Here is a 19,251-nt window from a genome sequence, read left to right as displayed (position 1 = left end):
TGTCTCGGTGTCCGGAAGTCCTCCGAGCGCTGCGGGAGTTGCCGCCATGACCCTGTTGACGACCTGGCCCGAGTCCGGCCCCGAAACCGTGGTCCGCCGCACCTCGGACCCCGCCGAGATCGCGGCCGCCCTGAAGCCCCTCGGGGTGCGCTACGAGCAGTGGCCGGTCCGCGCGGACGTGCCCGCCGACGCCGGCGGCGAGGCGGTGTTCGCCGCGTACGGGCCGGAGATCGACCGGCTGAGCGCGGAGGAGGGTTTCACCACCGTCGACGTGCTCGGCCTGCACCCCGGCGACGACCCGGAGTACCCGGTGCGGGCGAAGGCCGCCCGCGAGAAGTTCCTCCAGGAGCACACGCACGACGACGATGACGAGGTCCGCTTCTTCGTCTCCGGCTCGGGCGTCTTCTACCTGCACGTGGACGGCGAGGTGCACGCGGTCCTGTGCGAGCGGGGCGATCTGCTGGGCGTGCCGCTCGGGACCACGCACTGGTTCGACATGGGCACACGGCCGTCGTTCACCGCGATCCGTTTCTTCCACCAGGAGGACGGCTGGATCGGCAACTTCACCGGCTCCGCCATCGCCTCCCTGTTCCCGGACCACGACACGCTGACCGCCGGGTACGAGCGGGACGGGGCCGCCGGGTGAGCCTGCGCCTGGGGGCGGACGCCGTGGTGCTCGACGTCGAGGGCACGACGAGCGCCACGCGGTTCGTCGTGGACGTGCTGTACCCGTACTCGCGCGCCCGGTTCGCCGCGCTGCTCACCGAGCGGGCCGGGGAGCCCGAGGTGGCGCGGGCGGTGGCGCGGGTGCGGGAGGTGACGGGGGAACCGGACGCCGACGCGGTCCGGGTGGAGAAGACGCTGAACGCCTGGCTGGACGAGGACCGCAAGGAGACCGCCCTGAAGACCCTTCAGGGGCTCGTCTGGCGCGAGGGGTTCGCCCGGGGCGACCTGGTCCCGCACTTCTACGACGACGTGGTCCCGGCGCTGCGCGACTGGCACGCGGCGGGAATCCGGCTGTACGTCTACTCGTCCGGGTCGGTGGTGGCGCAGCGGGCCTGGTTCTCCTCGGCGCCGGGCGGTGATCTGCTGCCGCTGCTCTCCGGTCTGTACGACACCGAGAACGCGGGACCGAAGCAGGAGCCGGGGTCGTACCGCCGTATCGCGTCGGCGACGGGTGTCGCGCCGGGCCGGCTGCTGTTCCTCTCGGACCGTGCGGGCGAGCTGGACGCGGCGCGGGCGGCGGGGTGGTGGACCGTGGGGGTGCGGCGGCCCGGGGAGCCGTACTTCGCGCGGGGGGTCGGCGACCACGCGGAGGCGGGGACGTTCGACGGGATCACCGTGGTGCGGAGCGGCGGGTGAGCGCGGGCGGCGGTGCGCGGGACCTGGCTCGGGCGGGGGCGGTGCTGGCCGCCGAGTCCGCCCGTTTCGCCTCGTTCGGCTGGATGCGGGGGACGTCGGGGAACCTGTCCGTGGTGCTGTCCCGTGATCCGCTGCGGCTCGCGGTGACCGCGAGCGGCCGCGACAAGGGGGAGCTGACGTCCGCCGACGTGGTGCTGGTGGACGAGCGGGGCGCGGCCGTGCAGGGGGGCCGGCCGTCGGCGGAGGCCGCGCTGCACGCGCGGGTGGCCGCGTCGACCGGCGCGGGTGCGGTGGTGCACGTTCATACGGTGGCGTCGGTGGCGATGGGCCGCCGGAGGCCCGGCGGGATCGTCCTGCGGGACCTGGAGATGCTCAAGGGGGTCGGGCAGCCCGCGCACGGGGTCGAGGTGACGCTGCCGGTCATCGCCAACAGCCAGGACATGGGAGAGCTGGGCGACCGGCTGGAGGCGGCCCGGGACCCCCGGATGCCCGCGGTGGTGGTCGCCGGGCACGGGCTGTACGTGTGGGGTGTGGATCCGCGGCAGGCCCGGCACCACACCGAAGTGGTGGAGTGGCTGCTGGAGTTGGAGCTGACCGGACGGTGAGGCGTGCGGGGGGCGGCGGCCGCCGTCCCCCGTTTCGCCGTGTCGAGAGCGGCCTCAGCCCGTTAAAGGGGAGCTACAGCCCCCGCCTTCATTGTCATGCACCTGCGGTCCGATGGCCGGATCGCAGGTCTCATGGAGGTGTGGGATGCACCGCAGACTCGCCACCGGCCTCGCCGCCTCGGCCATGGCCCTGCTCACCGTCACCGCGACCGCCGGTTCGGCCACCGCGGCTCCCGCCGACAAGCCCCAGGTGCTCGCCGCCTGGACGCAGACCAGCGCGTCCAGCTACAGCACCTGGGCCGCGGCCCGGGCGAACCAGTCGGCCTGGGCCGCCTACCAGTTCGACTGGTCCACCGACTACTGCAGCTCCTCCCCGGACAACCCCTTCGGCTTCCCCTTCTCGCTCTCCTGCGCCCGCCACGACTTCGGCTACCGCAACTACAAGGCGGCCGGCACCTTCAGCGCCAACAAGGCGCGCCTGGACAGCGCCCTGTACGAGGACCTGAAGCGGGTGTGCAACGGCTACTCCGGCGCCACGAAGACCACCTGCAACGGCACGGCGTGGACGTACTACCAGGCCGTCAAGGCGTTCGGCTGACGGAACCCGGCACGGCGCGGCGCCACCCACCGGGGCGGCGTCGCGTTCGCGCGTCCCCCCGGGGAGTCCCGGTGACGAGCCGCTCGGGCTCCGCGCCGACCGGGGGTGTTCCGGGGTGGGGATCGGGGCAGTGATCCGTTCACCGCCCCGTACAAGGGGGCTGCGGACGCCCCCGCCGGACGCCGTAAGGTTGGTGGGTCAAGCGAGGGCACGTCGGAAGGAGGCACTGGGTGATCGAGCTGGAGGGGGTTCCCGAGCTGATCGACCCAGTCATGGTGGCCGCGTTCGAGGGCTGGAACGATGCCGGCGACGCCGCCTCCACGGCGGTCGCGCATCTGGAACGCGAGTGGAAGGGCGAGGTGTTCGCGGCCCTGGACGCCGAGGACTACTACGACTTCCAGGTGAACCGCCCCACGGTGTTCATGGAAGACGGTGTGCGCAAGATCACCTGGCCCACGACGAGGCTGTCGGTGGTCCGTGTCGGCGGCGACAAGCCGCGCGATCTGGTGCTGGTCCGCGGCATCGAGCCGTCCATGCGCTGGCGCTCGTTCTGCAACGAGCTGCTCGGCTTCGCGCACGAGCTGGGCGTGGAACTGGTGGTCGTCCTGGGCGCCCTGCTCGGGGACACCCCGCACACGCGTCCGGTGCCGGTCAGCGGGGTCACGTCCGATGCGGACCTGGCCCGCCGGATGGACCTGGAGGAGACCAAGTACGAAGGCCCGACGGGCATCGTCGGCGTCCTCCAGGAGGCGTGCGCGCACGCCGGGGTGCCGGCGGTGTCGCTGTGGGCGGCCGTCCCGCACTACGTCTCCCAGCCGCCGAACCCGAAGGCCACCCTGGCACTGCTCAACCGCCTGGAGGACCTGCTGGACGTGCGCATCCCGCAGGGCGAGCTGCCCGAGGACGCGCGCGCCTGGCAGGTGGGCGTGGACCAGCTGGCCGCCGAGGACAGCGAGGTCGCCGAGTACGTGCAGACGCTGGAGGAGGCCCGGGACACGGCCGAGCTGCCGGAGGCGTCGGGCGAGGCGATCGCCCGCGAGTTCGAGCGGTACCTGCGGCGCCGGGACGCCGGTCCGCCGGGCGGCCACGCGACGGCGGAGGGCGGCGAGGGCGGCTCGTACCTGCGGGACAACCCGGGCGGCAGGCCCCGCCCGCCGAAGCCGGACGCCTCCGGCGGTTCCGGCGGTGCGGCCGGGAGCGGTCCGAAGGGCGAGGACGAGGACGGCCCGGAGGACTGAGGACATGGACGAGGGGGTGGTTCCCGGCCGGGAACCACCCCCTCGTCGCTGTCTACCGGCCGCTGCCGCCGGTGGTCACAGGGCCACGCCCAGCAGCGCGTCCACCGCCCGGCTCACCAGGCCCGGCGCCCCGATGTCGGTACCGCCCTCGTCTTCCTGGCGGGCAGCCCAGCGGTCGACCGCGGCGAGGGCCGCGGGCGCGTCCAGGTCGTTCACCAGGGCCTCGCGGATCTCCTCCACGAGCGCGTCGGCGGACGGGCCGTCGGGCCGGGAGACCGCCGCGCGCCAGCGGCCGAGACGGTCGACGGCGTCCCGCAGCACCTGGTCGGTCCACTCCCAGTCGGCGCGGTAGTGGTGGGCGAGCAGCGCCAGACGGATGGCGGCGGGGTCGACGCCGTCGCGGCGCAGCCGGGAGACGAAGACCAGGTTCCCCTTGGACTTCGACATCTTCTCGCCGTCCAGGGCGACCATGCCGGCGTGGACGTACGCCTTGGCCATCGGGAACTCGCCGGTGAGCACCTGGGCGTGCGAGGCGCCCATCTCGTGGTGCGGGAACGCCAGGTCGGAACCGCCGCCCTGGACGTCGAAGCCCATCCCGAGGTGGTCGAGGGCGATGGCCACGCACTCGATGTGCCAGCCGGGCCGGCCCCGGCCGAGCGAGCCGCCGTCCCAGCTGGGCTCGCCGTCGCGGGCCGCCATCCACAGCATCGGGTCGACGGGGTTCTTCTTGCCCGGGCGGTCCGGGTCGCCGCCGCGCTCGGCGGACAGCAGCCGCATGGCGGCCGCGTCGAGGTTCGAGACCTGGCCGAAGTGCGGGTCGGACTCGACGGAGAAGTAGACGTCGCCCTCCAGCTCGTAGGCGGCGCCGAGTTCGCGCAGCCTCTCCACCAGCGGGACGATGCCGGGTATCGCCTCGACGGCGCCTATGTAGTGCTGGGGCGGGAGCATCCGCAGGGCGGTCATGTCCTCGCGGAAGAGGGCCGTCTCCTTCTCGGCGAGGGCGACCCAGTCGACGCCGTCCCGCTCCGCGCGTTCCAGCAGCGGGTCGTCGACGTCGGTCACGTTCTGGACGTAGTGGACCTGCCGCTTGGTGTCGAGCCACACGCGCTGGACGAGGTCGAACGCGTTGTAGGTCGCCGCATGACCCATGTGGGTCGCGTCGTACGGCGTGATGCCGCACACGTAGATGCGGGCGACGGGACCGGGGTCGAGGGTGACGAGGCCGCCGGTCGCGGTGTCGTGGATCCTCAGGTCGCGGCCCTGACCAGGCAGGGCGGGGACCTCGGAAGCGGGCCAGGCATGCATGTACATGAGCCTAACCGGCGGCGAGCTGCGGCAACGAACGGGATCGGGCCGGATGACCGTTCGAACCCTCCCGCGCCCCCGGCGGCGGTGTGCGGGCAGCGCCCGGGCTCACACCGGCGGCCAGGGGATCGCCGGCCACTCCCCGCTCGGTTCGGGGTGCCGGCCGGCGGTGAGCAGCGCGTCGACACGCGCGCGCGTGGCGTCGATCTCGGCGGCGGTGAGGAGTCCGGCCAGCCGCTGTCCCAGCCGGCCGTCCAGGGTCTCCCGCAGCCCTCGCAGGACGTCGGCCGCCTCCGTGGTCAGCGGTTCCCCGGCCCATCCCCACAGCAGCGTGCGCAGCTTGTCGTCGACGTTGAAGGTGACGCCGTGGTCGATGCCGTAGAGCCGGCCGTCGGCGGTGGGCAGCAGATGGCCGCCCTTGCGGTCGGCGTTGTTGATCACCGCGTCGAGGACGGCGAGCCGGCGCAGCCGCTCGTCGTCGGCGTGCACGAGCAGCGCGGTGCGGCCCTCGCCGACCTCGGCGAAGCCGATCGCCTTCCAGCCCGGCTCCGGTTCCTCGGCGTCGACCAGGGCGAGCAGCTCGGCCTCGGCGTGGACGTCGATCCAGAGCTGGCACATGCCCTCGCCGTACGGCCCGTCGCGCAGGACGGTGGGCGGTACCAGGCCCCAGCCGGTGGCCTCGGAGACCTCGTAGGCGGCCACCTCCCGGCCTGCGAGGGTGCCGTCGGGGAAGTCCCACAGGGGGCGCTCCCCGGCCACGGGCTTGTAGATGCAGGAGGCCCGCACGCCGTCGTGGGCGACCGTGCAGAACAGTGCCGCGTTGGACGCCTCGCGGATGCGGCCGCGTACGGTCAGCTCACCGTGCGCGAGCAGGTCGGCGGCGGCCGTGCCGTCGTCCGTCACGCTCCGCGGCGGTATCCGTTCTGGCGCGGACATACGTGTCCTTCCGGGTCGAGCGGGAGGCTGCACAGCGGGCACGGCGGCCGCCCGGCGTTGACGACGTCCAGGGCGCGTTTGGCGAAGGCCCTGGCCTGCGCGCCGCTCAGCCGGACCCGCAGCATCGGGGGCCCGTTCTCCTCGTCCTGGAGCAGCCGCTCCTCGGCCTCGGCCAGGTCCTCGTCGTTGTCCGCGTCCAGTTCGACGAGGGCCTGCGCCTCGACGATCATGCACTGGTCCTCGCCGTCCCAGGCCAGGGCCATGGTGCCGACGCGGAACTCCTCCTCGATGGGGGTCTCCAGCGGGGCGCTGTCGGCGACTTCGGTGGGTGCCATGGCGGGGACCGCGGCGCTGCCTCCGCTGCGGCGCACGACCTCGTCGAGCAGTTCGTCCATGCGCTCGGCGAGTGCGGCGACCTGGGTCTTCTCCAGGGCCACGCTGGTCACCCGGGGGCCTGCGGTGGCCTGGAGGAAGAACGTACGGCGCCCGGGCAGTCCGACCGTGCCGGCCACGAAGCGGTCCGGCTGGTCGTAGAGGAACACCTGACGGGACACGTCCTGTCTCCAGTGGATTCGAGAGTTTCGGTGGTGCGGGCCATACGGATGGGCGACGCGGTGGATCGCTTCACCCTACTGCGCCCGACGATCACGGTGCGCCCGCACCGCCTCCGACCGGTGCGTCGCCCTCGCCGGGTTCCTCGCGCGGGGCCAGGGAAGCGAAATCCCCGGTGTCGCCGAGGCGCACGAGATACGGCCTCAGGCGGGTGTAGCGGATCGCGGTGATGGAACACGGTTCCACGGAGATCCGCTGGAAGAGGTCGAGATGGAGTCCGAGGGCGTCGGCGACGAGGGATTTGATGATGTCACCGTGGGAGCACATCAGGTAGACGGCGTCGGCGCCGTGGTCGCGTTCCACGCGTGCGTTCCACTCGCGTACGGCCTCGGCGGCGCGGGTCTGCATGGCCCGCATGGACTCGCCGCCGGGGAAGGCGGCGGCCGACGGGTGCGCCTGGACGACCTCCATCAGCGGCTCGTCCGTGAGCTCGGCGAGCTTGCGGCCGGTCCAGTCGCCGTAGTGGCACTCCCCGATCCGTTCGTCGGTGTGGGGGCGCAGTTCCGGGCGGGCCTCCAGCAGCGGCCTGACGGTCTCCTGGCAGCGCTGGAGCGGGCTGACGACCACCTCGGAGAGGGGCAGGCCCGCGAGCCGGCCGGGCAGCGCGGCGGCCTGCGCGGCACCGCGCTCGTCCAGGGCGACGCCCGGCGACCACCCGGCGAGCACGCCCGAGGTGTTCGCGGTGGACCGTCCGTGCCTTACGAGGATCAGGGTGGGCATGCGGCAAGGGTAGGTGGTCGCCGCCGAGCGGCGGGGACCGGGCGAAGGGAGGATGCACCACGTGATCGTGGACTGTGCCATCTACCGGCACGGGCACCGTACGGAGGGCCCGGAGGACCTGTCGGACGCGCTCGAGGAGGCGCGGGCGGCGGGCGGCTTCGTGTGGATCGGGCTGCACGAGCCGTCGGAGCGGAACTCGACCTGGTCACCCGGGAGTTCGGGCTGCATCCGCTGGCCGTGGAGGACGCGCTCAAGGCGCATCAGCGCCCGAAGCTCGAGGTGTACGACGACTCGCTGTTCCTGGTGCTCAAGCCGGTCGCGTACGAGCCGGACAGCGACACCGTCTCGACCGGCGAGATCATGATCTTCATAGGCGACGGTTTCGCGGTGACCGTCCGGCACGGCGTGGGTTCGCCGCTGGCGGCCGTACGGCACCGGCTGGAGGCGGAGCCCGAGATGCTGGACAAGGGCCCCACCTCGGTGCTGTACGCGATCTCGGACGCCGTCGTCGACCACTATCTGGACGTGGCGACGGAGCTGCAGACCGACCTGGAGGAGCTGGAGACGGAGGTGTTCCAGCCGGAGACCGGCGGCTCGCGCAACACCGCGTCCCGGATCTACACCTTCAAACGGCAGGTGCTGACGTTCCGCCGGGCCACCGGCCCGCTGGCCGTGCCGATGACCCGGTTGGCCGGCGTGGGGCAGCTCGGCGGCGAGGTGCCGTTCGTGAACGAGAAGGCGCGGCCCTTCTTCCGTGACGTGAGCGACCACCTGATGCGGGTCAACGAGTCCGTGGACGGCCTGGACCGGCTGGTGTCGGACATCCTGTCGGCGCATCTGGCGCAGATGAGCGTGCGGCAGAACGACGACATGCGGAAGATCTCGGCCTGGGCGGCGATGGCGGCGGTCCCCACGATGATCGCGGGGATCTACGGCATGAACTTCGAGCACATGCCCGAGCTGCACTGGCTGTGGGCGTACCCGGTGGTGATCGTCGTGATGGCCGTGCTGGAGGTGCTGCTGTACCGGCTGTTCAAGCGGCGCGGCTGGCTGTGAGGCGGCGCCGTCAGGCGAACTCGGCGGCCGGGGCGGGTTCCGGGCCGCCGAGGGCGTCACGGCGCTCGGGCATGCGGAGGGTGACCATGCGGCGCCAGCCGGCGAGGCGTTCCCAGGCGTACACGGTGTGGATGCCGGCCGCGAGCAGCGTGGCCCTGGGGACCGGCCAGCCGAGGATGCGGCCCATGCGGGCCACGACGGCGAGGCTGACGTCGCGGTGGACACGGATCTCGGCGAGCGCGCACTCGCGCAGGGTGCGCCGGATCAGCGGGCCGTGCCCGGCGGCGGCGAGGCGCAGCAGTTCCTCGTGGGTGTAGGCGAGGTGGTTGTCCTCGTCGTGCGCGATCACGCGGACGGCGCGGCCGATCTCCGGGTGGCCGGCGAAGTGCCGCAGGAGCAGTCGCATCTGTTCGGCGGCGCGTTGTTCGGTGACCCTGCTGTGCGCGAGGTAGACGACGAGGTCGCGTTCGGTCAGCGGTTCCTGCCGGGCGAGCCGGTCGTGGGCGAGGCCGATGCCGCGCCGTTCCAGGAGCATCGTGTAGTCGGTCTCGGGCGGGACGGGGCACGGGGTGAGCCCGCGTCTGCGCAGCAGGGCGGTGAAGATGCGGCCGTGCTTGTCCTCGTCGGCGCCGTGGCGGGCGATCTTGGGGGCGAGGGCCCGCCGGCTGTGGGGTACCAGTGCGGCGATGCGCCCGTTCTCCCAGCCGCCCTGGGCCTCTCCGCCCGCGGCGATGGAGCAGAAGAGCCGGAAGGACTCGTCGTTGCCGAGGATCTCCTGGAACAGACGCTTGGCCGACAGCATGGCAGACACCTCTCTGCAGGATTCCGCAAAGAACGAGTCAATTGCGGGCGCAGTGGGGCTGCAACAGGGGGTGAGCCGATCGGCCGAAAGACGGACGCGCCGAGGTCGTAACCGCCTGCCGCCGGGCGCGTTGATCCCCGTGACGGCCGTGGCGGGGAAGACCCCCGAGCCCCCACCACGGCCGCGGAAACTTCCCCCGCTAGGCGAGGCCGGCGCGCTCCAGGGCCTCGCTGCCGGCCCGCAGGGAGGCGAGCCGCTCCTCGAGCGTGAAGCCGGCGGGGGCGAGGCTCAGGGTGGTCACCCCGGCGGCCGCGTAGGCCTTCATACGGTCGGCGATGCGGTCGACGGAGCCCAGCAGCGCGGTCTTGTCGATGAGGTCCTGCGGCACGGCGGCCGCCGCGCCCTGCTTGTCCCCGGACAGGTACTTCTGCTGGATCTCGGCGGCCTCCTTCTCGTAACCCATGCGCTGCGCGAGCTGGTTGTAGAAGTTCTGCTTGGCGCTGCCCATGCCGCCGACGTACAGCGCGGTGTAGGGGCGGAAGGTGTCCGCGAGCCGGGCCACGTCCTTGTCCTCGCCGACGGCGAGCGGCAGGGTCGGGCAGACGTCGAAGCCGTCGAGGGTGAGCCCCGCCTTCTCCCGGCCGGCGCGCAGGTGCTTGAGGGTGGTCTCCTCCAGGTGCTCCGCGGCGGGGAAGATCAGCAGCGCGCCGTCGGCGATCTCACCGGTCTGCTCCAGGTTCTTCGGGCCGATCGCGGCGATGTACAGCGGGATGTGCTCACGCTCCGGGTGGACCGTGAGCTTGATCGGCTTGCCCGGCCCGCCGGGCAGCGGCAGCGTCCAGTGCTCGCCCTCGTAGGTCAGCCGCTCCCGGGTCATCGCCCGGCGGACGATCTCCACGTACTCGCGGGTGCGGGCCAGCGGCTTGTCGAACTTGACGCCGTACCAGCCCTCGGAGACCTGCGGTCCCGAGACGCCGAGGCCGAGCCGGAACCGGCCGCCGGAGAGGGAGTCGAGCGTCGCCGCCGTCATCGCGGTCATCGCGGGCTGCCGGGCCGGGATCTGGAAGATGGCGGAGCCGACGTCGATGCGCTCGGTCTGCGCGGCGACCCAGCTGAGCACCGTGGCCGCGTCGGACCCGTAGGCCTCGGCGGCCCAGCACACGGAGAAGCCCAGCCGGTCGGCCTCCTGGGCCACGGCCAGATTGTCCCCGTCCATTCCGGCACCCCAGTAGCCGAGGTTGATCCCGAGCTGCATGGCCCATTCCCCTTACCCGTGAGTAACGTCCCTGTGGGGGTGACCCTAGCGCGCGGTGGCGCCCGGGGGCAGGGTCCGCAGGGCGGACGGGCGGCCGGAGTGCGCAGGACCTGGGCGGAACCGGTTGTCCACAGGCCACCCACGGCAGAGGTTCTGGCCAGTAATCTCGCCCGCATGGAGCAGAGGCATCTCGGCCGTACCGGCCTGCGTGTGTCCCGGATCGGGCTCGGCACCCTCACCTGGGGCCGGGACACCGACGAGCACGACGCCGCGGACATGCTGAAGGCGTTCTGGGATGCCGGCGGAACCCTGGTCGACACGGCGGACGTGTACGGCGACGGGGAGGCGGAGTACCTGCTCGGGCGGCTCATGGACGGCCTGGTGCCGCGCCGGGACCTGGTGATCTCCACCAAGGCGGGCAGCGTCCCCGATCCCGACCGCCGCTACGACGGCTCGCGCGGCCACCTGCTCGCCGCGCTCGACGCGTCCCTGGCCCGCCTGGGCACCGATCACGTCGACCTGTGGCACGTGCACGCCTACGACCCCGAGACCCCGCTCGAGGAGACGCTCCAGGCTCTCGATCTGGCGGTCAGCAGCGGGCGCGCCCGGTACGCGGGCGTCTCCAACTTCTGCGGCTGGCAGCTCGCCAAGGCGGCCACCTGGCAGCTCGCGGCGCCGGGCACCCGGACCCGGCTGGCCGCCACGCAGCTGGAGTACTCGCTGCTCCAGCGGGGCGCGGAGCGCGAGGTGCTGCCCGCCGCGCTCGATCTCGGTGTCGGTCTGCTGCCGTCCTCGCCGCTCGGGCGGGGGGTGCTGACCGGAAAGTACCGCCATGCCACTCCCCCGGACTCGCGCGGCGCCTCCGAGCATCTGGCGCTGTTCGTCGAGCCGTACCTCGACGACACGGCGGCGCGCATCGTGGACGCGGTGACGACCGCCGCCGACGGGCTCGCGGTCACCCCGCTCCAGGTGGCGCTCGCCTGGGTCCGGGACCGGCCGGGTGTGGCCGCGCCGATCGTCGGCGCGCGCAACGCGCAGCAGCTCACGGCCGCATTGTCAGTGGAGGCCCTTAGTCTTCCTGACGAGATCTGCCGGGCGCTCGACGATGTGTCGGCGCCCGTGCACCGCTATCCCGATCACGACTGGAGCACGCTGTGAGCACGGAGCCGGAGACCACGGAGGAAGCCGGGCCGGGGACGCCGGACCATCCGGAGACCGCCGGCCGGGAAGCGGCACCCGAGGAGAGCCGTGCGCAGGACAGCGGGGAGCCGGAGGGGTCCGGGCAGGACACCGGGGAGACCCGCGGCACCGGCGGCACCGAGGGGGACGCGGACCTCGCCGGTGGCGAGCAGAGCGCCCCCGCCGAGAAGTCCGAGGCGGCGGCCGAGCTGGCCGCGCAGCGGGTCGAGCGGGAGCGCATCGAGCGGCGCAAGGCCGAACGCGACGCCCCGATCGCGAGCGGTGCCAAGCTCAGCGGCACGGCGGCCGACCTGCTCGCGGCCGTACGCGCCGTGGAGAGCGGCCGCAAGCCGGTGGCCGCGGTGCCGGCCGGACCCGCGCCCGCCCCCCGGGACCCGGCTCCGGAACCCGTGCGGCGTCCACAGCCCGCGCCCGTCCCCGTCCCCGCCGCGCCCGTCACGCCCGTCGTGTCCGACGCACCCGCCCCGCAGGCCGTGGAGGCCGCGCGCCGGGTGCTGACCGAGGGCGGCGCACCGGACTCCCTGGCCTTCCCGGTGGCCGCGGCTCTCGGCGAGGGCGCCGACACGGCGCTGAGGGAGGACCCGTGGCAGCTGCTCCGGGTCGCCGGTGTCAGGCCCGAGCAGGCCGACGGCTTCGCGCGGGCGCTGCTCGGTGCCGCGTGCGGTCCGGACGACGAGCGGCGGGGCCGCGCGCTCACGGTCTGGCTGCTGGAGCAGGCCGCCGCGGCCGGCCACACCGCCCTGGATCTGTCCACGCTCACCACGGCTCTGGGCCGGCAGGGTGTGCCCGGCCCGGACGAGGCGGTGCAGGAAGCGCTCGCCGAGGGCGAGGCCCTTGTGTTCCAGGACCCGCTGGACGAGCCCGGCGCCCCGGCGGTGCGGGCGGAGGACGCCGAGGAGGAGGAAGCCGAGCGGCCGGTCCGGGTCCTCGTCGCCCTGGAGCGGTACGCGATGGCGGAGGAGAGCCTCGCCGACGGCCTGGCCCGGCTGGTCAACTCCCCGTCGAAGGAGGCCGAGCAGGCCTGGGAGGCGGCCGTCGCCGGGGTGTCCCGAGGCCCGGCCGAGCTGGTCCGCGCGGTCGCGGCGCACGGTCTGGTGCTGCACACGGGCGGGGAGGCGGCCCGCGCCGAACCGGCCGCGCTGCTCGACGCCGCCCGTGCCGCGGGCCTGCGGGCCTTCGCCGTCTGTCACACCGCGGACGGGCGGGACCGCCTCGCGGCGCGTTCCGGCCGGGAGCCGGCGGAGCACGGTGTGGGCACGGTCGACGGTCTGCTGTCCGGCGCCGAGGGGCCCGGCCGGGACGCCGACGGCGCGCTGGAACTCGATCTGCTGATCGTGACGGACGCGCCCCAGCTGGACGTGGAGCACGCCGCGATGCTGGTGGAGTCGCTGCCCGACGGTGCCCGGCTGCTGCTCAGCGGCGATCCCGGTGTGCTGTGGTCGGCCGGTGCGGGGCGGGTCTTCGCGGATCTCCTCGCCGCTCGCCGCTGCCCCCAGGTCGCCTCCCGCGTCCCCGACCCCGGCCCGCTCGGCGAGCTGGTCTCCGGTGTCGGCGTGGGCGAGCTGAACCAGGTGGACGCGCCCGGCAAGGAGATCGTCGTCGTGCCGGTGCGGGACGCGGGCGAGGCCGTGCACCGGACCGTGCAGCTGGTCGCCGACTCGGTACCGCGGGCGATCGGCGTCCCGGCCGAGCAGACCGTGGTCATCACCCCCGGGCACGGCGGTGCCGTGGGCACGCGGGCTCTTAACTCCGCCCTGAAGGAGCGGCTCAACCCCGGTCCGGGCCGCTTCGGCGGCTTCGACCCGGGCGACCGGATCGTCCACTCCCCCGCGCCGGGCCGTGCCGTCCCGGGCGTGGTGGTGAAGGCCGACGCCGAGGGGCTGCACCTGACCTGTGCGGGCGCTCCCGTGGTCGTACCGAGGGAGCGGGTGGAGGCGTGGGTCCGGCACGGCTGGGCGCTCACCGCGCACCAGGCGGTGGGCGCGCGCTGGCCCGCGGCGGTCGTGGTGCTGCCCGGCGACGCGGCGCAGGCGCTCAGCAGGCCCTGGGTGTACACGGCGTTCGCCCGGGCGGAGCGGCATCTGTCCGTGGTGCACGGAGTGGAGCAGGCGCTGCCGAAGGCGGTCGCGGAGATCACGGCCAAGCCGCGCACGACCCGGCTCCAGACGCTGCTGCGTGCGCAGGTGCCGACGCCGGACTGATTCCGGCCCGCTCCCCGTCGCGGCGGCCGTCAGCCGCGACGGCGGGGTCCGGCGGTGCCGTGCCGGCCAGGGGCGGTGACGGCACCGCGGGCCGGGATCACCTCCCGGCGTCCTCGGCCTCGTCCGCGTCCACGGCCTCGTCCACTTCGCCCGTGTCCTCGACGAATTCGAGATCGTCCTCGTCGTCCTGGTCGTCGTCCTCGTCGTCGAAGACGGCACTGACGTCGAACCGGCACACCACCTGCTGCGGATCGACCTGCTCGAACGGGGCTTCCAGCCACTCCCCGGCCTCGGGGGCCTCGTCGGTCGCGGTGACCCAGAGCGTGGAGTCGCCCTCCTCCAGGCCGAACTCCTTGTGCCGGGAAGCGATCTCGTCCGGTTCGAACTCGCCGAAGAGGATGCCCAGCGACCCGGGGAGCGTCGTGCCGGCACCGTTTCCGTTGCCGCCGATGTCCTCGTACTCGGCCGCCTCGACCCGCTGGGCCTGCGCCAGCAGCCGCTGGGGTTCCGCCACGGTGTAGTCGCGGCGGATCAGCACGCTGATCGCGTTCGGCTCCTCGGGGCCGGCGTAGGGCGGCAGCGTGTCCTCCGCACCCGGGATCTCGAAGGGGGTGACTTCGTCGTAGCGGTCGTAGAGCACCTCGTCGTACGCCTCGGCGGCCGCGGCCAGCTGGTTGAACGCCTCGGAGACGGCCGGGTCGTCCTCCCCCGACCGGCCCTCGACCGCAGCCAGGTGACGGTCGAGCGCGGTCTTCACCGCTTCGGCGGCGGCGCGTACCTCGGCAGCGGTGGGCTGCGCAGCATCAGACATAGTGCAGACGCTATCCGTACCGGGCACCAGCCCGCACAATAGATGCGATGCCGGAATACGAATTTGTCGACGTGTACGTGCCTCGCGGAGTGTCCCGCAAGGACGCCACGCGTCTGCTGACCGACCACGCCGAGTACGGACACTGGGAGTTGGACCGACTGAGCCTGCTGCGCGACGGCAGCCGCAGGGTGCGGTTGCGTCGGCGGATCATCCGCCAGGTGCGCGCCACCTGGTGAGACGGACGGACAGGAACCGGACAGGACAGGTGAACGCAGCGGGCCCCGCCGGGACGGCGGGGCCCGCTGCGTGTCCGGCGTGGCGTTACGCCGCGGCCCGTGCCTTGCGGTAGAGGACCGCGCCCGCGAGCAGCGCCCCGGCGCCGACCGGCAGGGCCAGGCCCAGCGGGACGTCGCTGCCGGTGTGGGCGAGCTGAGCGGTGGCGGGTGTCCGGGTCGAACCGGCGGTCTGCGCGTGGACCTGGGTGGACCCGTGGGACGTGTGGCCGCCCTTGCCGGGCGTGCCCGTACCGGGGTGGCCCGGCGTACCGGGAGTGCCGGGGTGACCGGGAGTGCCCGGGTGACCCGGGGTGCCCGGCTGACCGGGAGTTCCGGGGTGACCCGGATGCCCGGGGTGGCCCGGGTGGCCGGGATGCCCGGGGTGGCCGGGCGGGTTGCCGTGGCCGTCTCCCGGCGGGGTGCGGTGACCGCCTCCGCCGTTGACGCAGTCGTCACCCGTGGTGGCGTTTCCGGCGCCGATGACGTCGACGCTGTTGCCGCAGACGTTCACGGGGACGTCGATCGGTACCTGCACGGTGTTGCCGGAACCGACGCCCGGTGAGCCACCGGTGCGGCCGCCGGCGTGCGAGCCGTCGTGGCCCGAACCGCCGTGGCCCGAGTCGCCGTAACCCCCGGACCCGCCGCTCCGGTTGGCGCAGGTGTTGCCGACCGACGGGTTGAGGAGCCCGACGACGTCGACGGTGTTGCCGCAGACGTTCACCGGCACGTGCACCGGCGCCTGCACCGTGTTGCCGGACAGTACGCCGGGTGAGCCGCCGGCGGTGCCGTGCGCGCCCGAGTCGGCGTGGGCGTAGCCGCTCGCGGCGGCGATCACACCGGTCGCCGCGGCCATGGTCATCAGGCCCTTGCGGGTGCTTTGTCGCATGCTGAGTTCCCCCCTGCCTTCGAAATTCCGCGTACACCGGTCCAGGACATGGAACGGTGCAGAAAGGCCGGTCGGCCTCGGAGCGCATGGCGCGCGCTCCGAGGCCGACGGCTCGCAAAAAGACGCCCCCTCAGGGAGCAGGCGTCACTTGTTGATGCAGGTGTTGCCGAAGGCGGGGTTCAGGAGCCCGATCACGTTGACCGTGTTGCCGCAGACGTTCACCGGGACGTGCACGGGCACCTGGATGACGTTGCCGGAAAGGACACCCGGGGAGTGCACGGCGGCACCCTGGGCACCGGAATCGGCGACGGCGAGGCCCGCACCCGCGAGAACCAGCCCACCGGTGGCAGCCGCAGCAGCGACGACCTTCTTGATCATTGTTCCTCCTCGTTGGCAATGCGACTCCAAGGTGCGGAGTCACATCACCAGTAACGAGGAGGAACTAATGAAGCTACGAGCCTATCGTCGCATTCACCCTTCTCAGTCGATCTCGTACGACTGGCCGATTACCCGGTGAAAAGTCCTCACGAGGCGTCGATGAAGCGGTCGAGCACCCGCACGCCGAACTGGAGCCCGTCCACCGGCACCCGCTCGTCCACCCCGTGGAACATGCCCGCGAAGTCCAGCTCCGGCGGCAGCTTGAGGGGCACGAAGCCGAAGCCGCGGATGCCCAGGTCGTCGAAGGACTTGGCGTCGGTGCCGGCGGACAGCATGAAGGGGATCGCCTTCGCCGCCGGGTCCTCGGCGAGCAGCGCGGACTGCATGGCCTCGACGATCGCCCCGTCGAACGTGGTCTCCACCGCCTTGTCGGAGTGCACGTCCTCGCGCCGCACGTTCGGGCCCAGGAGCCGGTCGAGGTCCGCGAGGAACTCCTCCTCGTGGCCGGGCAGGAACCGGCCGTCGATGTTGGCGGTGGCCTCGCCGGGGATGACGTTGACCTTGTAGCCGGCGTTCAGCTGCGTGGGGTTGGCCGTGTTGCGCAGGCTCGCGCCGATGAGCTTGGCGATGCCGCCGAGCCTGGCGATGGTGGACTCCATGTCCTCCGGGTCCAGCTCGGTGCCGAGGGCGTCGCCCAACTCGTCGAGGAAGGCCCGGGTGGTCTTGGTGACACGGACCGGGAACGTGTGCCGGCCGACCCGGGCGACGGCCTCCGACAGCTCGGTGATGGCGTTGTCGCGGTGGATCATCGACCCGTGCCCGGCGGTGCCGGCCACGGTCAGCTTCATCCAGTGCATGCCCTTCTCGGCGGTCTGGATCAGGTAGAGCCGCCGCTGCTCGCTGACCGTGAAGGAGAAGCCGCCGACCTCGCTGATCGCCTCGGTGACGCCCTCGAACAGCTCGGGGTGGTTGTCGACCAGGTACCGGGCGCCGTAGGTGCCGCCGGCCTCCTCGTCCGCGAGGAAGGCGACCACGATGTCCCGCGGGGGCCGCCGTCCGCTGCGCAGCCGGTCCCGCACGACCGCGAGGGTCATCGCGTCCATGTCCTTCATGTCGACCGCTCCGCGCCCCCACACGCACCCGTCGGCGATCTCGCCGGAGAAGGGGTGGTGGGTCCAGTCGGCCGCGTTGGCCGGTACGACGTCCAGGTGTCCGTGGATGAGCAGCGCGGGCCGGGACGGGTCCTCGCCCTCGATGCGGGCCACCGTCGAGGCGCGCCCCGGATGCGATTCGAAGATCTGTGGCTCCAGGCCGACCTCGGCGAGCTTCTCGGCCACCCACTCGGCGGCCTTGCGCTCACCGGGTCCGGAGTGGTCGCCGTAGTTGCTGGTGTCGAACCGGATCAGCTCGCGGCAGAGGTCCACGACCTCGTCCTCGCCGGAGACGCTCCTGGCCGTGTCCGTCTCGCTCACGCTGCTTCCTCCCGCTGTCACTGCTGCCTGTCCGCCGGTCGTCCCGTCCGCCGTCGTGCCGGGGGCGTCCCTGCCGGTGGTCACCTCATCCTCTCTCCGCCCCCTGCCCGGGCCAAAGACCGGTACCGGCCCGTCACACGCCGTTCACGCCGGGGCGCTGCCCGGACGGGGTGTGATCAGGCACCTCCGAAAGCCTGGTAATGTTTCCTTCGTCGCCGCGAGGGAAACCCCGCGCGACAGACACCTTGTCCGGGTGGCGGAATGGCAGACGCGCTAGCTTGAGGTGCTAGTGCCCTTTATCGGGCGTGGGGGTTCAAGTCCCCCCTCGGACACCAGTGAGGCCCCTGCTCTGCAGGGGCCTTTTGCGTTGCCCGGCGTCCGGCCCCGGCCTCCCGGGTGGCGCGTTCAGCGGGGCGGGCCCGGGCGCAGCGGCCGTGCGGTGAGGGTGCCGTCGGGTCCGAGGTCGATGCGGGTGCCCAGGTCGCGGCCGTGCCGGTCGAGGGTGGCGCGCAGCCAGGCCGTGTCCCGGGCGGAGGCGTGCGTGAGGCTCATCCGGCGCGCCAGGAGGGGCACCATGCGCAGGCCGGTCAGCCGGCCGGTGCCGCCGTCCAGGGAGGCCAGGTACAGCAGTCGCAGGTCGTCCCGGTAGCGCTCGTGGCCGCCGATGCCCTCGTAGTCGTTGACGAGGTCGCCGCAGCCGTAGAGGACGAGCCGGTCCCGGTACACCTCGACCGGGCGCGGGTGGTGCGAGGAGTGGCCGTGGACGACGTCGACCCCGGCGTCGACGAGCGCGCGGGCGAAGCGGATCTCGGCGCGGGTGACGGTGTGTCCCCAGTTGGAGCCCCAGTGGACGGAGGCGACCACGAGGTCGCCGGGGCGTCTTCGCGCTCGCAGCCGGTCGGCGAGGAGGGCCGCGGCGCGTTCGGTGGGCGCGGCCACGAGGGCCACCCCGGGCCGTTCGGCGGTGGCGGCCCAGCTGTGCGGGATGCCGCTGGACGGCATCCCGAAGGAGAGGACCAGCAGGCGTCCGCCGGTGCGCACGGGGACGGCCGCGGGCCGCCACGCGGTATCGGAGTCCGGGCCTGCGCCGGCCGTGCGCAGGCCGGCCGCGGTCAGCGCGCCGAGGGTGTCCGTGAGGCCGCGCGGCCCGAAGTCGAGCACGTGGTTGTTGGCGAGGGTGCAGACGTCGGGGCGGGCCGCGGCCAGGCAGGGCAGGTTGGCGGGGTTCATGCGGTAGTGGACGCCCTTGCCCGGCGCGAAGTCGCCGTCCGCGGTGACGGCGGTCTCCAGGTTGAGCACGCGGACGTCGGGTGCGGCGCGGTCCAGGGCGGGCAGTGCCTCGCCCCACGGCCAGGCCGGATCGGCGGGCCGGGGTATCGGGCCGCTCGCGGCCTCCGCGAGGGCGACGTAGTCGCGGGCGTCGTGCACCCAGTCCTCGCGCAGGGCGGGGTCGACGGGGTGCGCGAGGATCTGGTCGACGCCCCGGCCGAGCATGACGTCACCGGCGAGGAAGAGGGTGAGGCGTCCCTCGTGCACGGT

At 73.2% G+C, this 19,251-nt stretch carries 19 protein-coding genes, 1 tRNA gene and 1 pseudogene; 10 read left to right on the top strand and 11 right to left on the bottom strand.

Annotated features, from left to right (window positions below):
• Window positions 1-46: 46 nt before the first annotated feature.
• The 5 genes from ACF08B_RS26165 to ACF08B_RS26145 all read left to right on the top strand — a co-directional run bounded on the left by ACF08B_RS26165 (window position 47) and on the right by ACF08B_RS26145 (window position 3,803).
• Entirely contained in the window at window positions 47-646 is a 600-nt protein-coding gene (locus ACF08B_RS26165) for an acireductone dioxygenase (RefSeq protein WP_392319658.1), read from the top strand.
• On the top strand, window positions 643-1,362 hold the full coding sequence (gene mtnC, locus ACF08B_RS26160) for an acireductone synthase (RefSeq protein WP_392319657.1): 720 nt from the start codon (window positions 643-645) through the stop codon (window positions 1,360-1,362). The genes ACF08B_RS26165 and mtnC overlap by 4 nt, the downstream gene beginning before the upstream one ends.
• Window positions 1,359-1,967, top strand: a complete 609-nt coding sequence (gene mtnB, locus ACF08B_RS26155) for a methylthioribulose 1-phosphate dehydratase (protein WP_392319656.1) — start codon at window positions 1,359-1,361, stop codon at window positions 1,965-1,967. Before mtnC ends, mtnB begins: the two co-directional genes overlap by 4 nt.
• Window positions 1,968-2,112: 145 nt before the next feature.
• Window positions 2,113-2,565, top strand: a complete 453-nt coding sequence (locus ACF08B_RS26150; RefSeq protein WP_392319655.1) for a phospholipase — start codon at window positions 2,113-2,115, stop codon at window positions 2,563-2,565.
• A gap of 230 nt (window positions 2,566-2,795) precedes the next feature.
• On the top strand, window positions 2,796-3,803 hold the full coding sequence (locus tag ACF08B_RS26145) for a PAC2 family protein (RefSeq protein WP_392319654.1): 1,008 nt from the start codon (window positions 2,796-2,798) through the stop codon (window positions 3,801-3,803).
• 75 nt (window positions 3,804-3,878) lie between these two features.
• Here ACF08B_RS26145 and mshC read toward each other — a convergent pair whose 3' ends face one another.
• The 4 genes from mshC to ACF08B_RS26125 form a co-directional block, all read right to left on the bottom strand.
• The gene (gene mshC, locus ACF08B_RS26140) at window positions 3,879-5,108 is read right to left on the bottom strand and encodes a cysteine--1-D-myo-inosityl 2-amino-2-deoxy-alpha-D-glucopyranoside ligase (RefSeq protein WP_392319653.1); all 1,230 of its coding nucleotides are present in this window, start codon (window positions 5,106-5,108) and stop codon (window positions 3,879-3,881) included.
• Between the two features lie 108 nt (window positions 5,109-5,216).
• Window positions 5,217-6,044, bottom strand: a complete 828-nt coding sequence (locus ACF08B_RS26135; protein ID WP_392319652.1) for an SCO1664 family protein — start codon at window positions 6,042-6,044, stop codon at window positions 5,217-5,219.
• Window positions 6,008-6,598 (bottom strand): DUF3090 domain-containing protein, encoded by a 591-nt coding sequence (locus ACF08B_RS26130; protein ID WP_073899746.1) that lies wholly within the window; start codon window positions 6,596-6,598, stop codon window positions 6,008-6,010. Before ACF08B_RS26130 ends, ACF08B_RS26135 begins: the two co-directional genes overlap by 37 nt.
• A 91-nt stretch (window positions 6,599-6,689) precedes the next feature.
• Window positions 6,690-7,376 (bottom strand): histidine phosphatase family protein, encoded by a 687-nt coding sequence (locus ACF08B_RS26125; protein WP_392319651.1) that lies wholly within the window; start codon window positions 7,374-7,376, stop codon window positions 6,690-6,692.
• A 61-nt stretch (window positions 7,377-7,437) separates the two neighbouring features.
• Between ACF08B_RS26125 and corA the strand changes: the two are divergent.
• Window positions 7,438-8,432 (top strand): annotated as a pseudogene (gene corA / locus ACF08B_RS26120) (magnesium/cobalt transporter CorA).
• A gap of 10 nt (window positions 8,433-8,442) precedes the next feature.
• On the opposite strand, the gene ACF08B_RS26115 reads toward corA, so the two are convergent.
• Window positions 8,443-9,234, bottom strand: a complete 792-nt coding sequence (locus tag ACF08B_RS26115) for a ferritin-like domain-containing protein (RefSeq protein WP_392319650.1) — start codon at window positions 9,232-9,234, stop codon at window positions 8,443-8,445.
• Between the two features lie 199 nt (window positions 9,235-9,433).
• The gene (locus tag ACF08B_RS26110; RefSeq protein WP_392319649.1) at window positions 9,434-10,489 is read right to left on the bottom strand and encodes an LLM class F420-dependent oxidoreductase; all 1,056 of its coding nucleotides are present in this window, start codon (window positions 10,487-10,489) and stop codon (window positions 9,434-9,436) included.
• A 174-nt stretch (window positions 10,490-10,663) separates the two neighbouring features.
• Here ACF08B_RS26110 and ACF08B_RS26105 point away from each other — a divergent pair, with 174 nt between their 5' ends.
• Together ACF08B_RS26105 and ACF08B_RS26100 are read left to right on the top strand one after the other, a co-directional pair.
• Complete coding sequence (locus ACF08B_RS26105) at window positions 10,664-11,647, top strand: aldo/keto reductase (RefSeq protein ID WP_392319648.1); 984 nt, start codon at window positions 10,664-10,666, stop codon at window positions 11,645-11,647.
• The gene (locus tag ACF08B_RS26100) at window positions 11,644-13,890 is read left to right on the top strand and encodes a helix-hairpin-helix domain-containing protein (RefSeq protein ID WP_392319647.1); all 2,247 of its coding nucleotides are present in this window, start codon (window positions 11,644-11,646) and stop codon (window positions 13,888-13,890) included. The genes ACF08B_RS26105 and ACF08B_RS26100 overlap by 4 nt, the downstream gene beginning before the upstream one ends.
• Before the next feature lie 97 nt (window positions 13,891-13,987).
• Here the strand turns inward: ACF08B_RS26100 and ACF08B_RS26095 are convergent, their stop codons facing one another.
• The gene (locus ACF08B_RS26095; RefSeq protein WP_392319646.1) at window positions 13,988-14,701 is read right to left on the bottom strand and encodes a hypothetical protein; all 714 of its coding nucleotides are present in this window, start codon (window positions 14,699-14,701) and stop codon (window positions 13,988-13,990) included.
• A gap of 47 nt (window positions 14,702-14,748) precedes the next feature.
• Here ACF08B_RS26095 and ACF08B_RS26090 point away from each other — a divergent pair, with 47 nt between their 5' ends.
• Window positions 14,749-14,937: a DUF5703 family protein gene (locus ACF08B_RS26090; protein WP_005485166.1), complete on the top strand. Its 189-nt coding sequence runs from the start codon at window positions 14,749-14,751 to the stop codon at window positions 14,935-14,937.
• 85 nt (window positions 14,938-15,022) lie between these two features.
• Here the strand turns inward: ACF08B_RS26090 and ACF08B_RS26085 are convergent, their stop codons facing one another.
• The 3 genes from ACF08B_RS26085 to ACF08B_RS26075 form a co-directional block, all read right to left on the bottom strand.
• Entirely contained in the window at window positions 15,023-15,862 is an 840-nt protein-coding gene (locus tag ACF08B_RS26085) for a chaplin (RefSeq protein WP_392319645.1), read from the bottom strand.
• 144 nt (window positions 15,863-16,006) lie between these two features.
• Complete coding sequence (gene chpH / locus ACF08B_RS26080) at window positions 16,007-16,240, bottom strand: chaplin ChpH (protein WP_073899767.1); 234 nt, start codon at window positions 16,238-16,240, stop codon at window positions 16,007-16,009.
• Window positions 16,241-16,386: 146 nt separating this feature from the next.
• Complete coding sequence (locus ACF08B_RS26075) at window positions 16,387-17,712, bottom strand: M20/M25/M40 family metallo-hydrolase (protein WP_392319644.1); 1,326 nt, start codon at window positions 17,710-17,712, stop codon at window positions 16,387-16,389.
• A gap of 247 nt (window positions 17,713-17,959) precedes the next feature.
• Between ACF08B_RS26075 and ACF08B_RS26070 the strand changes: the two genes are divergently transcribed.
• Window positions 17,960-18,047 (top strand) — tRNA-Leu (locus tag ACF08B_RS26070).
• A gap of 70 nt (window positions 18,048-18,117) precedes the next feature.
• On the opposite strand, the gene ACF08B_RS26065 is transcribed toward ACF08B_RS26070, so the two are convergent.
• Window positions 18,118-19,248 (bottom strand): CapA family protein, encoded by a 1,131-nt coding sequence (locus ACF08B_RS26065; protein WP_392319643.1) that lies wholly within the window; start codon window positions 19,246-19,248, stop codon window positions 18,118-18,120.
• Window positions 19,249-19,251: the final 3 nt, after the last annotated feature.

Origin of the sequence: Streptomyces sp. NPDC015139, from assembly GCF_043079785.1 — a bacterium.
In the GTDB taxonomy this organism is placed as follows: domain Bacteria; phylum Actinomycetota; class Actinomycetes; order Streptomycetales; family Streptomycetaceae; genus Streptomyces; species Streptomyces albidocamelliae.
This window is presented reverse-complemented; position numbering and strand designations above follow the sequence as displayed.